Origin of the sequence: Pseudoalteromonas sp. BSi20652 (genome assembly GCF_000239855.1) — a bacterium.
GTDB lineage: Bacteria > Pseudomonadota > Gammaproteobacteria > Enterobacterales > Alteromonadaceae > Pseudoalteromonas.
Window position 1 is genome coordinate 1 of sequence record NZ_BADT01000047.1, and the last position, 14,827, is coordinate 14,827.

Here is a 14,827-nt window from a genome sequence, read left to right on the forward strand (position 1 = left end):
TGGCTTGGTATTAGCGCCATGATATTTTTATCCGCATTGGTATAAGCGCTATACCATCGTGCTGCTGTTCTCCAACTGGGCTTTTTTCTCCCTCAACTTCGGGCATTACTTTCAATAAAGGCTCTAAGGTTTTTTTGTGTCCAACCGCCTTGAATATTAGCCTCAAGCCATTGAATATATTTAAGCTTAGCAAATGTTGTTATTTTTATTTTTTCAGGAAGGGCTTGTAAATCTTTGGCGTAATTTTGAGGTAGTTTGGTTTCTACTTTTGGTAATGGCTGGTTAAATTCATCATCAAACAGCCCGTCATTAAACATTGTTAGACCAAATTGCCGTTTCTATTGATATTTCATTTGTAGTTAAGTCGGCAAATAACTGCCCTAATGATAATAAGCGTAGCACTGTAGCAAGTAGCTCACCGGCAGTTACTTTTAAAAAGCTAACTAACTGGCCCACTTTAATAGAGCCATATTGCTTAACAAGTTCTAGCACCGATGCTTGCAGCTCTGTTAAAGACTGAAAACCAGAATAGCGATGTAAAAGCTTTAAGTTATTGAGTGTTGGATATACACGGATTTGTTTATCAGTAACCAATATTAAGTCGCGTCCATCTTGCTTAGCTATGGTTTGCTTTTCAATAAAACGTGCACGAAAGTCTTCGTCTGCAATTTTGCTTTGCGGTTTTACTTCGATAAATTTTTGCGTGCCGTCTGTGTGGGTAAGTAAAAAGTCAGGTGTGTAACGGCAAGTACGGTTATCAAACTCATATTCATAACCTAGTGGTTGTGCTTCAAATGCGGCTATTGATGGTGAAAATTCAAAATGGAAACAAGCATCAAACTCTAAAGAGGATTCAACTAAACAGGTAGATTTGTTTTTTTGACTAGCAAATTTATGGAGGTTTTTAACACGGGAGTGTTTGAGTTTTCTTCTGTACATGTGAGTCAACCATCTAACCATTTGGTTAAATACTAGACTATGCCACCTTATACTTCCAATTTATGCCATCTTTTAGTACAAATATGTCAACTTATACTTCAAACAACACCAAATGAGGAATTTGGGTGGCAGTCTCATCAGCCACATCTCGGCACACACGTCACAAACTGTGGCTGCTCCCTTCCGGGCCTGACCAGGTTCGCCTGCTAGTGTTGCGAGAGGACCAATAAGACTACCATTGAGAGCCTTGGTTGGCGCGGGGGGATTATCTCTACTTTTGCTCTATTATTCAAGGGATAATCTAAAAAGAAAGTGCGATTGCATACTTCATATACAATCGCAGCGTATTTAGCTGTTTTAGTGCGTATTAATTGCTCTCTAACTGTTTTTTAATATTACGTAGTGCTGCTTTTACATTTTTCATGTTTTCTGGTCCCATACGTAAAAGCTGTTTTTGTGCAGCAGGTAATTGCTCCCACTCCGAAAACGCATACTGATACGTTACTGAATCACGAAGTAACGGCAATTCACCTTCAGGTTCTGGCGTATCAAGTAATAAGTCGATTGCATCAATTAGTGTTTGATTAAACTCACCATCGCCATAACCAATTTCACTGTATGCATTATTAATAAGTGGTTTGTACTCTTCGTACATGCGAACGGCTTGCGCTGCACTCATGCTGGTAAATATTTTTACATACGGTGTGTAACGCTCGTAGCTGTTAGGGTTAATCGTGAGGATATCACCTTCATTGACGCTAAATTTCTCTTCTGGCTGTACAACCGGCGTGTGCTTTTTAGCCACCTTACCTTGGGCAATGTTATCTACAAATACAACACCACGGCGAATTACATCGTCGGTCACCATTAAGCTCATTACTGAGTCGCTTAAGTACTCGTCCATTTTAGCAACAACAACTGTATCACTTTCGTTAAGCGTTGGTAACGGCTCTACTTCAGGCATAGGCTCACTTGGTTGTTGTGTTGGAACTTCAAGCTCGGCTGGTTTTTCTGGCATTACAGATGGCGCGTCTACCACTGGGTCGTTCTCGGGTTTAAGCTCCATCATAGGTTGTTCTTTAACTGTGGGCTCTACCTGTGTACGAGTTGCTTCCTCGTCACTGGGTGTGAGCAATACGAAGGCGGCAGCACATGCTACAACTATTAAAATAATAACGGCGAAAAGAATATTGTTATTAGGTGGACGTTTTTGAGCATCTGATGTATCGGGTTTATCTGACATACGAACTCCATAAAAATTAAAATGCGATATCACTTAGAGTACGCTAAGTGGATTAAATTCATTCTTACACTCATACTATGACATTTTATAATACGGCAATTATAGCAAAGTAAGTTACGTACTAAATTGGGTGATTAAATAATGTAATAAGCATTAGGGCAGTTATCCTTTGATTCTTCAAGCTTAAAGACTTACAGTTAATAAATAAAGTAAAGACGTAGAACAGTTTAACCACCAATATGAAAATCAAGCAAGTTGATCCACAAAAACCTAAAATTGCCTTATTACTTACAGGTGGTGGCGCTCGTGCTGCTTATCAAGTGGGAGTGCTTAAAGCGCTAGCTCATAGCATGCCGCGTACTGCTCCATTGCCATTTAGAGTCATAAACGGCACCTCCGCTGGCGCTATTAACTCAGCTGCATTGGCATGTTACGCCTCTTGTGCGCACTTGGCTGTACGAAAGCTCGAATCAGTTTGGAAAAACTTTTCAACCTCTATGGTCTATAAAAGTGATTTTTTAAGCGTGTTTGGTCATATTGCGCGTAATATTTTAACGAGCTTTCAGTCAGAGCATATTAACCATCCACCAGCGAGCTTGCTAAATAACCGCCCTCTGCGTAGTTTATTAAACGAAATTTTAGATTTACATCGCATTGAGCGTAATTTACATCGTAACTATTTAGATGCGCTATCGATTACAGCCTCAAGCTATACAACGGGTGACTCGGTTGCATTTTTTCAATCGAATACGCAAACATCTTGGCAACGTGCTAAGCGCGAAGGCCGCGCCACTCGTATTAATGTTGAGCACTTAATGGCATCAAGTGCCATTCCTATGGTGTTTCCAAGCGTAAATATTTATAATCATTACTTTGGGGATGGCTCTATACACCAACTTTCTCCACTGAGTCCGTCAATTCATTTAGGTGCTGAAAAAATATTTATCATTGGGGTCGACCAGCCTAAAGAATTACACCCTCCGGGTTACTCGCCACATTATCCGGGTCTATCTGCTGTTGCTGGGCATTTACTCGACAGTGTATTTACCGACACTATGCAATCTGATTTGGAGCGTTTGGATCGCATTAACCGCACTTTAGGATTACTACCCGCTCGTGATAAGCATCAAGAACTTAAACAAATAGATACCTTTGTAATTAACCCTTCGCAAAACTTTAACGCCATTGCAGCACAGTATTACAACGATATGCCATGGGCTATTAAAGTACTGCTACGCACAATAGGTGTTAAAAAGCATTCGCAATCGAGCTTAACCAGTTACCTATTATTTGAAAAGCGCTACACCCAGCATTTAATACAAATTGGCTATGAAGATGGTATGGCGCAGTTGCCTAAGATGCGTGAATTTTTAGAGCTAGATTAATCTAAGTAACTATTCGATTCCGTCGAGCAGGTAGTGCTCTACCCGCTCAACACGCCTTGGTTTACCTTGTAATACTAAAACGTCGTTAGCCAATAATGTTGTTTTTTCTGATGGAGTCTCTATTTCAGCCCCTTCTCTGCGCAGTGCTTTTACCAGTACTCGACGCTTTTCTAAATTTAGATTTTCAATTGTTTTATTAACCGCATAAGCTTTACCTGGCAGCGCAACAACATGTAAATATTCTAATCGTTCACTTGAGGTATCTTCGTTATCTTTAAAGTCGCCTGCATAAAAGCTTTGCATTAAGGGATAGCGATTACGGCGCTCTTTACTTACTCTACGCACAATACGTGTCATCGGTACGCCCGACATAGACAACACATGCGACACAAGCATTAGGCTTGCCTCTAACGACTCTGGCACTACTTCGGTAACGCCCAGCCCTTTTAAATAATCTAACTGACTGTCATCACGGGTGCGAATAAGTATTTTAACATTAGGTGCGAGTTGCTTTATGGCATCAATAACAACTTGTGCGTGATCAAACTCTGTGAAAGTAATAATTACCAAGCGAGCTCGCTCTACTCCTGCGCACTTTAAAATATCTTTTTGTTTAACGTAGCCAAATATTACAGGCTCGCCCGCAGCTTTTCCCTCTTGAACCAGTATTGGGTTACTTTCAATGGCAACGTAGTCTATTGCCTCAGGTTTTAAAAAACGCGCTATGGTTTGCCCAACCCGAGAAAAACCACAAATAACAATATGATCGCGACAAAGTGTCGTGCTTTGAGATTCGTTTTGCATTGCTATACTAGGGCGGTCTAGTATGCCTAAACGCTTTAAAATAAAGGGGGTTTTATCAATTAAAAATGGAGTTAGTGCCATTGAGAGTACACCAAGTGCGATTAAAAATGATGCCTGCTCTGAGTTTAATAACTGATGCTGCCCAGCAAGCGCTATAAGTACAAAGCCAAACTCTCCCATTTGCCATAACATAATTCCACAGGCCAGCGAATCTTGATATCGCTCATGCATTAGCCGCGCACTTATCGTAACCACTGCTATTTTTAATATTAGCAAGACAAGTAATGCAGCAATAATAACTAAGCCATGCTCCAGTACAAATAAAACATTGAGCTGCATGCCTACAGTTACAAAAAACAAACCCATTAATATATCGCGAAATGGCCTTATATCAGCCTCTAATTGATGGCGGTAATGACTCTCACCCAACATCATTCCTGCTAAAAAAGCGCCCAATGCCATAGACAGTCCAAAAATATATGTTAAAAAGGCTGCAAATAAAGCGACTAATATAGTGGTAAGCATAAATAGCTCGTCGGTACGTACTTGGGCTATTTCTTTAAAAACAATAGGCAACACCCATTTACCAATAGCCCAAAGTAAAATACATACAAATGCGCCCTTGCTTAGCGCAAATGCTAAAGCCCAACCAATACTGTTTGAGTCACTTGATGCAAATAAAGGAAATATTATTAACAGAGGAACGACAGCAATATCTTGAAAAAGTAATACACCAACGGCCAATTGCCCACGGCGCTGATTAAGTTCACCCGTTTCTTTTAATAACTTAACCACTACAGCCGTTGAAGAAAGCGCCATAATTGTGCCAATTGTAAAACTGGTCAGTAAAGAAAAGTCTAAACAATATAAAATAATAATAAAGAGTAAGCTGGTTATCCCGACCTGTAGCGAGCCCAGCCCAAATACTAGGTTTCGCATTGCCATTAACCGCGAGATAGAAAACTCTAACCCTAAACTAAATAATAAAAATACAATGCCAAGCTCTGCTACGAATTCTATTTCGTGAGTTTGTGCTAACCAGTCTATACCATGACTCCCCGCTAAAACCCCTGTTGCTAAGTAAGCTAAAATAGGTGGCAAACCTATTCGCTTGAAAAACCATACAAAAAGTACAGCTGCGACTAACAAGCCAAAAATCTGAATATTAATGCTTAGCAAATGTGACCCCATAATTTAATTAAAGCAAGGTACTGCTTTTTAAATATAGCAATTACCTATTTTAAAACCAGTTGAAAATGTGGCATAAAAATCGCTTAGTTATCTTAAAGCAACATCCTCGGGGGAGAATTTAATGGAAAACGTCCATATTTTGACGCAACGCGTATCTGGACGCGGCGATTTTTTGCCGTTTTCGGCTGAACACACACTGATCAATGAAACAACGGCAGCGCATGAACTTGTCGCGGAACTTCAAACAAGCTTAATAATTGAAGATGTGTTAGCAATTTATGCAAAATTTACAAAAAAGCTATTAAACTTCACAGGTTTACAGTTTCAGTCAACACTCGGAACTACACAAACATCAGAAAGTGATATAAATAGTAAACCCTATATTTTCGACTTAGCCATTGGAAAAGAGCATTTAGGGCAGCTAATTTACTTTAGTAAATACCCGTTAAGTCAAACCATTGAGAAAAAACTTCGCGCATTTCATACCGCCTTGGTTTATCCGCTGCGTAATGCCATGATGTATAGCCGTGTATTAAGGCTGGCGACAAAAGACTCTTTAACAGGCTTAAATAATCGTAGTCAATTTAATGATGTTTTATCACAAAAGCTTGAAAACTGCCGCCGTTACCAACGCCCGTTTAGCTTGATGTTACTGGATCTAGATAACTTTAAACAAGTGAACGATACATTCGGTCATAAAATTGGCGATGATACATTAAAAGAATTTGCCAATGTTTTGCAATCAAGCATTCGCGCAACTGATTCGGTATTTAGATTCGGAGGTGATGAATTTGCAATACTTATTGAAGACCCTGAATTTACAACTAATAAAGTCGTTGCTGAGCGTATTATGCGATTTGTAAGGCACTCTAGTATAATGTCTAAGTACAAAGTGACCGTGAGTATTGGCTACACACTTGCAACGAGTAACGATTGTGATGTAGAAATATTCTCTCGTGCAGATAAAGGTCTATACAAAGCAAAGGCATCTGGGCGAAACAGTGCAAAAGCATACTAACATTTGCTTACACTCATTAAATAAAAGCCTAGCTTCCCCCGCTAGGCTTTTTTATCACTAAAATCCCAATATTAATACTTTGCACTTACCAACTGGCTTATATATGGGGTCTATTTAACATTAAAGATATTGCGCTCTAACATTGGTAAAAACTTTATATCTAGCTGGTCTAAATAAAAATCTATAACAATGTTATAGATTTATTTAATTCGTTAAATTGATTAAATATTTATGCCGTTTGGTATATCAATTTATAAATAAACAACGCTGCACAAAAGCCAAAAAAGAAGCCACTAGTTAAATTAAGTAGCGCTGTAATAGCGCCAAGTGGTGTTAACAACACTAAAAGCAGAGGAACACTCACACCTAAAATAAAAAACACCCCACCTTTACCTAACCAGTAAGCTAATAAAAGCACTGAAGATGCAACACCACCTACAATTGCATATACCAAGGTTATAATATTTAACTCAAGTAAAACATTAGCTATAGCAGCAATAATAAGGGTAATTAGCATACCCATAGGGGCTTTATTAACTAGCGATAAACCAACATGAGGCTGTTTATTCATTTATTTGCACTCCCAAAAAATACCATTTTCATCATTATGTTTTGCACTTATAAAATAACCAACAACTTGAACCAATTCGTCGTTATAAAAAATCAGCGGCACATTGCCCCGTAGCCACGGCGCTATTTTTGCATCTTTAAACCAATGCTTAACTGTATTACTACCTGGCTTTTTAAGTGGTTTAATACGTGCGCTATTACAATTAAAGCGCACTATTACTTGCTCATTTGAGCGTGGAGGTCTTACACCGCAACCGATGCTTTTAATTAATAAACGCCCGTCTGCAAGTTTTAGCTGTGAATGATTCATCTCAATATCTGTTAATACTTCACTTGGTGTTACAAAATACAAATAACCTTGATGCCGGCGTATTTGTCCATTTAGCAAGTCAATACGCATTTGTGTATCGTTTTTTGCGTATATTGCTTGGTTAATAATTTGCTCAAGCTGCTTTAGCGATGGCATCACTAGCGTAAATAGTGCAAGCCACGCACGTACTATATTTGCAATACGCGCTGCGCTGTATTCACTTATTTGGTTAATGCACAGTGCTTGGTGCTCGTTAATACACTTATTTAAATCAAGCTGAGTATATTCATCAAGGAGTGTTTGTTGTTGTTGTAGTAGCTCAATACTTCGTGCAGTACATTGTTCAAACCCATTAAAACGCTCAGCTAACACTGGTACTATTTTTGAGCGTAAAAAATTACGGTCAAAACTTTCATCTGTATTTGAGTCATCAGTTATGTGGTTAATACTAAACTGCACCGCAAACGCTTCTATATCGCTGCGAGCTACATTTAACAATGGCCTAAAGCATACACGGCCACTTTGCAGTAAACGCGCTTGGTGCATTGCGCCAAGCCCTTTTAAACCTGAGCCACGCTTTAACCGCAGTAAAAACGTTTCTACTTGGTCGTTTAAATGTTGGCCCAATAAAATAATGCTGCCTTGTGGGCTTAGTTCATCAAGTGCTTTATAACGGGCGTCGCGTGCTTGGGCTTCAAGACTCGTGCGCGACTGCTGCTCAATTACAACTTTCGCAGCTTCAAAAGGCACATTAAGCTCAATACATACGTTTTTGCAAAAGCGTTGCCAGTCATCAGCATACTGGCTCAAACCATGGTGGACATAAATAGCCGAGACATTAATTGCAGGATTATCTGCTTTTAAAGTACACATTAAATGCAGCAACACCACAGAATCAACGCCACCAGAAAGCGCCACTGTATAAGCGGTGTTGCCTTGCTCGATATAGCTATTTAGTGATTTTTTTAATTGCTGATAAATTGCTGATGTATGCATATGGGCGCACTTTAATATAAAAACTCTGAACATTTTAAAGCAAAAAAGCCGCATAAGCGGCTTTTTTTTAACATTTAATGTGTTTAGCAATAACCAAACGACATTAAACGTTTGTAACGTTGATCAAGCATTTCTTCAAGCGTAAGCGCTTGTAGGTCTGCTAAGTCACGTTTAAGGCGAACTTTTAAGTTACGTGCCATAGCATCGTAATTGCGGTGCGCGCCACCTAGAGGTTCATCAATTAAATTACTGATTAAATCTAGTTCTTTAACTCGCTCTGCAGTTACACCCATTGCTTCTGCTGCAAGTGGTGCTTTGTCGGCACTTTTCCAAAGAATAGACGCACAACCTTCAGGCGAAATTACAGAGTAAGTACTGTATTGCAACATGTTAACTCTGTCGCCTACACCAATCGCTAATGCACCGCCTGAACCGCCTTCACCAATAACCGTACATATTGTCGGCACTTTAAGTGTCGCCATTACTTTTAAGTTACGCGCGATTGCTTCAGATTGACCACGTTCTTCAGCGCCAACACCCGGGTATGCCCCCGGCGTGTCGATAAAGGTCATGATTGGCATTTTAAAACGCTCAGCCATTTCCATTAAGCGTAATGCTTTACGGTAACCTTCTGGCTTTGGCATACCAAAGTTGCGTTTAATTTTTTCAGCCGTATCACGGCCTTTTTGTTGGCCAATAACCATTACTGGTTCGCCATCTAAACGTGCTATACCACCTAAAATAGCAGGATCGTTAGCAAAAGTACGATCGCCAGCAAACTCATCAAACTCCGTGAAAATACGCTCGATATAATCCCGAGTATAAGGACGCAACGGATGACGTGCTAACTGTGACACTTGCCAAGCACCAAGCTCTGAGAATATTTTCTTTTTTAACTCATCGCTTTTTTCTTTTAATTTACTGACTTCCTCTTCTAAACCAAGGTCTAATTCGCCAGCGCGGCTTACATTTTGTAATTCTTCAATTTTCGCTTCTAATTCTGCAATCGGAAGCTCAAAATCAAGATAATTGAGGCTCATGCTCTAAACTACCTAATTAGTTAAATTCCAGTTCTACATCTTGCGCCGCCATGAGTGATAACTTATGAATTAAGTCATCACTTGGCGTAACACACCATTCGATTCCAAGGGTTAATTGTGCCAACGCATCTGGGCGCTGGTAATAAACCTTGATCGGACACGTTCCCATTTTATAGGGTTCGAGTACTTTTTGTAATTTATCGAAGAAACCTGCCTCGACTTGCACCATATTCAGCGTCATTTTAATCGCTTTTATACGTTTTTCACGCGCTTGAGCAATGGTGTTTATTTCTCTGGCGGTCATTGTAATACCACCGGAGAAGTTATCAAAGCTGACCTGTCCAGATATCACCAAGATATTGTTAACTTGAAGCATATCTTGGTACTTTTCAAACTCGTCTGAATACAAGCGTACATCAATGCGTGCACTCTTGTCATCTAAAGTTACTAAGGCCCAACGATTCCCTTTTTTATTAATTAATACGCGAGAGGCAATGACTAACCCTGCAACAGTTGCAAATACGTCGCGGTTAGTTGGCTGTAAATCAACTATTTTTCCGCTGGTATAATGCCTAAGCTCACGTCGGTACTGATTTATCGGATGCCCAGTTAAATAAAGGCCTAGGGTTTCTTTTTCACCCTCTAACCATTCGTTATCAGTTAGGCCTGTGGCCTTAATAAAGGCTTGTTCAACCTCATCAGGCTCAGTGGCTAATAAACCAAACAAATCACTTTGCCCTAATAGCTCAGCTTTGTTGTGTTGGTCGGCCGCACGCATCGCACTTTTTAAACTAGCCAGTAATGTAGCACGACCAGATTGCGTTTTTTCTGGCCCTAAATTATCGAGTGCACCTGAATAAATTAATTTTTCGGTCACGCGTTTATTTAAGCGTTTTAAATCAACTCGGGCACAAAAATCAAATAAATCGTTAAATGGGCCCCCTTTTGCACGCGCTTCTAATATTGCATCAACCGGTGCTTCACCTACGCCTTTTATCGCGCCAATGCCGTAAACAATCTCGCCTTGCAAGTTTACTGTAAACTTAAACTCACCTGCATTCACATCTGGCGGCAATAAGGTGAGCTTCATGTTTTCACATTCATCCACCAAAATAACTATTTTGTCGGTGTTATCCATATCAGCCGACATTACCGCAGCCATAAACTCTGCAGGATGATGCGTTTTCATCCACAGCGTTTGATACGACACTAGCGCATACGCTGCTGAGTGAGATTTATTAAAGCCGTAACCTGCGAATTTTTCTACCAAGTCGAAGATTTTTATTGCGAGCTCGCCGTCAATGCCATTATTTCTTGCGCCATCTTCAAACGTTGAACGCTGCTTTGCCATTTCTTCGGGTTTTTTCTTACCCATTGCACGACGCAGCATGTCGGCGCCACCTAGCGTGTAACCTGCTAGTACTTGCGCAATTTGCATTACTTGTTCTTGATACAAAATAATGCCGTAAGTAGGATCAAGTATTGGTTTTAAGCTTTCGTGCTGATACTGCGCATCTGGGTATGAAATCTCTTCTCGGCCCAACTTTCGGTCGATGAAATTATCTACCATGCCTGATTGCAGCGGACCTGGTCGGAACAAGGCCACAAGTGCAATCATATCTTCAAAGCAATCGGGTTTAAGTCGGCGTACTAAGTCTTTCATACCGCGCGACTCTAGCTGGAATACAGCGGTCGTTTCGGCGCGAAGTAATAGCTCTATACTTTTTTTATCATCAAGTGGGATGGTGTTTATATCAACGAGGTCTTTACCTTGGCGCTCCATGCGCACATTGGTCATTTCGACCGCCCACTGCAAAATAGTCAAGGTACGTAAGCCCAAGAAATCGAACTTAACTAAGCCCGCGGTTTCTACGTCGTTTTTATCAAACTGGGTAACCGGAAACTTACCTTCGTCATCGCAATAAAGTGCAGCAAAATCGGTAATGGTTGTAGGCGATATAACAACACCACCGGCATGTTTACCTGCGTTACGTGTACACCCCTCTAAAATGCGACACATGTCGATTAAGTCTTTTACTTCGTTGTCGCCATCGTAGGCTTCTTGCAAGCGCGGCTCTATATCAAACGCTTTTGCCAGTGTCATCCCAGGATCGCCTGGAATCATTTTTGAAATACGATCAACAAACCCGTAAGGGTGCCCAAGCACTCGCCCTACATCGCGTATTACCGCTTTTGCAGCCATGGTACCAAAGGTAATAATTTGCGATACGGCATTTCTCCCATACAAAGCCGACACGTGATCAATTACTTCGTCTCGTCTATCCATACAGAAATCGACGTCGAAATCGGGCATTGATACACGTTCTGGATTCAAAAATCGCTCAAAAAGCAAGTCGAATTCAAGTGGATCCAAATCGGTAATTTTAAGTGCGTATGCAACTAACGAACCTGCACCTGAACCACGACCAGGCCCAACCGGAATATTGTTATCTTTACTCCACTGAATAAACTCCATTACGATTAAGAAGTAACCTGGGAATCCCATTTGGTTAATTACGCCAAGCTCTATATCAAGTCGCTCATCGTATTCAACACGTTTTACTTTTCGCTCTTCTTCGTCGGGGAATAAAAACTGCAGTCGCTCTTCAAGACCATCTTCTGACACTTTAACTAAAAACTCATCAATCTTAAGTGAGCCAGTTGGGTAATCAGGTAAAAAGTAAGTCCCTAGCTGAACAGTTACATTACAACGTTTAGCTATTTCTACTGTGTTTTGTAGCGCCTCTGGAATGTCGCTAAACAACTCAGCCATTTGCTCTGATGTTTTTAGGTATTGTTCTTCAGAGAACCGTTTAGGTCTGCGTTTATCGTCAAGCGTGTAGCCGTCAAAAATAGCAACGCGAATTTCGTGCGCTTCAAAGTTTTCTGGCTTTAAAAACACCACTTCGTTGGTCGCTACAACAGGTAACTGCTCTTTGGTAGCAAGCTCTTCCGCCATGTGTAAGTAGTCTTCTTCAAGCGGTCGATTGGTGCGAACAAGCTCAAGGTAGTAGTTGTCGCTAAAATGCTGTTTATAAAAGCTTACAACCGATTCAATAACACTTGGATTATTTTTTAATAACGCTTTACCTAAGTCACCGTCTTTAGCGCCCGAGAGAATAATTAAGCCCGTTTTATGCTCCACCAGCCATTCTCGGTCAATTACTGGGCGATGAAACACATGCCCACGTTGATACGCTTTAGATATTAATAAGGTAATGTTTTTATAGCCGTCGTTGTCTTTGGCTAATATGGTTAAGCGGCTTGGCTCGTCAGGAAATTCTGGGCTACGAACCCAAAAATCAGCACCTACAATAGGTTTTATACCGGCGTTATGTGTTGCGCCATAAAAGCGCACCAAGCCACAAAAGTTCATTTGATCGGTAATCGCAATGGCTGGCATTTGCAGCTCTTGCGCTTTAGCAACTATCGGCTTTGTTTTAGCAAGGCCGTCAACCATCGAAAAGTCTGAGTGAACTCTTAAATGAACAAAATCAGGAGCTGCCATGCTTATCCCTCACCATTGGCTTGCGCTAATACACGCTGTACAGGTTTAAAGCTTTTACGATGCTCGTCAATAGCGCCGTACTGCTCAAGCGCTGCAAAATGCGCTTTGGTTGGGTAGCCTTTATGCCCTGCAAAGCCATACTCTGGGTGGCGTTTATCAAGCTCAATCATTTCGTCATCGCGTGCTACTTTAGCTAAAATAGACGCCGCTGAAATTTCGGCCACTAAGCTATCGCCTTTAACAACAGCTTGCGCTGGCATAGTAAGTTTTGGCAAACGATTACCATCTATAAATACAAATTCAGGTTGTGTGCTCAAGCCTTCTACTGCGCGAGTCATGGCGAGCATCGTTGCATGCAGAATATTTAATTCATCAATTTCTGTTGGGCTGCAGCGCCCATACGCATAACACAGTGCTTTTTCTTTTATTTCAATCGCAAGCGCTTGGCGTTTCTTATCGGTTAATTTTTTAGAATCCGCTAATCCGTCAATGGGTTTGCTCGGATCGAGTATCACTGCAGCAGTAACAACATCGCCAACAAGCGGGCCGCGCCCGACTTCATCTACACCCGCAATTAAGGTTACATTGGGTCTATTAATTTGCATTTATTAACTCCGCCACAGCGTTGGCTGCTTGTTCGCTGGCATTTAATCTAATTTTTTCGTGAATAGCTAAAAAGCGTGCTTTTAGCGCTTTGTTATCCGTGTTGAGCATAGGGGTAAGTGCATTGGTTAAATTAGCCACATTACACTCGCTTTGTAAAAACTCAGGCACTAGCTCTTCGTCGGCTAATAAATTAGGCAGCGAAAAGTACTTAATATTAAACGTAAATAAAGTTTTAAAAATCCAATAACTCAAAGGCTTTATTTTATAGCCCACAACCATTGGCTTTTTATAAAGCATGCCTTCAAGTGTTGCAGTGCCCGACGCTAATAAAATAGCATCAGCAGCTTGCATCGCTAATTTTGATTGCCCATCAAGCAGGTTCACTTTAAGGTTTGGCGCGGTGGCATTTAAAATAGCAGTAAACTGGGCTTTGCGCTTTTCGTTAACCAATGGCACTACAATTTTAAGATTGGGATTTTTAGCTTGCAACTGCGCGGCTGTTTTAATGTAAGTTTCGCTTAGTAAACCAACTTCAGAGCCTCGACTACCAGGTAGCAACGCCAGTACTTTGTCATCAAGGCTTAAGCCGAGTTCGGCACGTGCTTTACTATCGTCGTGCTCAAGTGCTATATCGTCAGCCAAAGTATGCCCTACAAATGTACATGGCACTTGGTGTTTGTCGTAAAACTCTTTTTCAAATGGTAATAATGCCAACACTAAATTAGTCGCTGCACTTATTGTATGAATGCGCTTTTCGCGCCACGCCCAAACAGACGGGCTTACATACTGTACGGTTTTAATGCCCGCATCTTTAAGTGGCTTTTCTACGCGTAAGTTAAAGTCGGGGGCATCTATACCTATAAATACATCAGGTGGATTATCTACAAAATGCTGCACGAGTTGTTTACGTATTTTAAGCAAACGCGGCAAACGTCCTAACACCTCAACAAGCCCCATTACCGAAAGCTCATCCATGTCGTAAAGTGTTTTACAGCCCAGGGCTTGCATTTTAGGCCCTGCTATTCCTTCAAAAATAGCGTCCGGAAAATGTTTTTTAAGGGCTTTAATTAAGCCTTCACCTAAAATATCGCCTGACAGTTCACCTGCCACAATACCAATACGTAGTTGTTTTTTATCTTTATTCATTTGATTTTATTTCACAAGTAAACCAGGCGTTCATGCTTGTTAGTTTACCGTGTTTTACTGTTTGGTTAAAC

12 protein-coding genes and 1 other RNA gene are annotated in these 14,827 nt (G+C 40.8%); 2 read left to right on the forward strand and 11 right to left on the reverse strand.

Annotated elements, in window-relative coordinates:
* Positions 1–92: 92 nt before the first annotated feature.
* The 4 genes from P20652_RS13775 to P20652_RS13765 all read right to left on the reverse strand — a co-directional run bounded on the left by P20652_RS13775 (position 93) and on the right by P20652_RS13765 (position 2,182).
* The gene (locus P20652_RS13775) at positions 93–317 is read right to left on the reverse strand and encodes a hypothetical protein (RefSeq protein ID WP_008166660.1); all 225 of its coding nucleotides are present in this window, start codon (positions 315–317) and stop codon (positions 93–95) included.
* The gene (locus P20652_RS13770) at positions 310–939 is read right to left on the reverse strand and encodes a TnsA endonuclease N-terminal domain-containing protein (RefSeq protein ID WP_008166662.1); all 630 of its coding nucleotides are present in this window, start codon (positions 937–939) and stop codon (positions 310–312) included. Before P20652_RS13770 ends, P20652_RS13775 begins: the two co-directional genes overlap by 8 nt.
* A gap of 132 nt (positions 940–1,071) precedes the next feature.
* Positions 1,072–1,168, reverse strand: an RNA gene (gene ffs / locus P20652_RS19700) — signal recognition particle sRNA small type.
* A gap of 138 nt (positions 1,169–1,306) precedes the next feature.
* On the reverse strand, positions 1,307–2,182 hold the full coding sequence (locus tag P20652_RS13765; RefSeq protein ID WP_008166664.1) for a DUF3014 domain-containing protein: 876 nt from the start codon (positions 2,180–2,182) through the stop codon (positions 1,307–1,309).
* A 239-nt stretch (positions 2,183–2,421) separates the two neighbouring features.
* Here P20652_RS13765 and P20652_RS13760 point away from each other — a divergent pair, with 239 nt between their 5' ends.
* On the forward strand, positions 2,422–3,567 hold the full coding sequence (locus P20652_RS13760) for a patatin-like phospholipase family protein (protein ID WP_008166666.1): 1,146 nt from the start codon (positions 2,422–2,424) through the stop codon (positions 3,565–3,567).
* 9 nt (positions 3,568–3,576) lie between these two features.
* On the opposite strand, the gene P20652_RS13755 is transcribed toward P20652_RS13760, so the two are convergent.
* Complete coding sequence (locus P20652_RS13755; protein ID WP_008166668.1) at positions 3,577–5,550, reverse strand: monovalent cation:proton antiporter-2 (CPA2) family protein; 1,974 nt, start codon at positions 5,548–5,550, stop codon at positions 3,577–3,579.
* Between the two features lie 133 nt (positions 5,551–5,683).
* On the opposite strand from P20652_RS13755, the gene P20652_RS13750 reads away from it, so the two are divergent.
* The gene (locus P20652_RS13750) at positions 5,684–6,580 is read left to right on the forward strand and encodes a GGDEF domain-containing protein (protein ID WP_008166670.1); all 897 of its coding nucleotides are present in this window, start codon (positions 5,684–5,686) and stop codon (positions 6,578–6,580) included.
* Positions 6,581–6,809: 229 nt separating this feature from the next.
* Here the strand turns inward: P20652_RS13750 and P20652_RS13745 are convergent, their stop codons facing one another.
* The 6 genes from P20652_RS13745 to lpxB form a co-directional block, all read right to left on the reverse strand.
* Entirely contained in the window at positions 6,810–7,151 is a 342-nt protein-coding gene (locus P20652_RS13745; RefSeq protein WP_008166672.1) for a hypothetical protein, read from the reverse strand.
* Complete coding sequence (tilS, locus tag P20652_RS13740; RefSeq protein ID WP_008166674.1) at positions 7,152–8,456, reverse strand: tRNA lysidine(34) synthetase TilS; 1,305 nt, start codon at positions 8,454–8,456, stop codon at positions 7,152–7,154.
* An 83-nt stretch (positions 8,457–8,539) separates the two neighbouring features.
* Entirely contained in the window at positions 8,540–9,496 is a 957-nt protein-coding gene (gene accA, locus P20652_RS13735) for an acetyl-CoA carboxylase carboxyl transferase subunit alpha (RefSeq protein WP_008166675.1), read from the reverse strand.
* Positions 9,497–9,512: 16 nt separating this feature from the next.
* Positions 9,513–13,004: a DNA polymerase III subunit alpha gene (gene dnaE / locus P20652_RS13730; protein WP_008166678.1), complete on the reverse strand. Its 3,492-nt coding sequence runs from the start codon at positions 13,002–13,004 to the stop codon at positions 9,513–9,515.
* A gap of 2 nt (positions 13,005–13,006) precedes the next feature.
* Positions 13,007–13,609, reverse strand: a complete 603-nt coding sequence (gene rnhB, locus P20652_RS13725; protein ID WP_008166680.1) for a ribonuclease HII — start codon at positions 13,607–13,609, stop codon at positions 13,007–13,009.
* The gene (gene lpxB, locus P20652_RS13720) at positions 13,599–14,756 is read right to left on the reverse strand and encodes a lipid-A-disaccharide synthase (protein WP_008166681.1); all 1,158 of its coding nucleotides are present in this window, start codon (positions 14,754–14,756) and stop codon (positions 13,599–13,601) included. Before lpxB ends, rnhB begins: the two co-directional genes overlap by 11 nt.
* Positions 14,757–14,827: the final 71 nt, after the last annotated feature.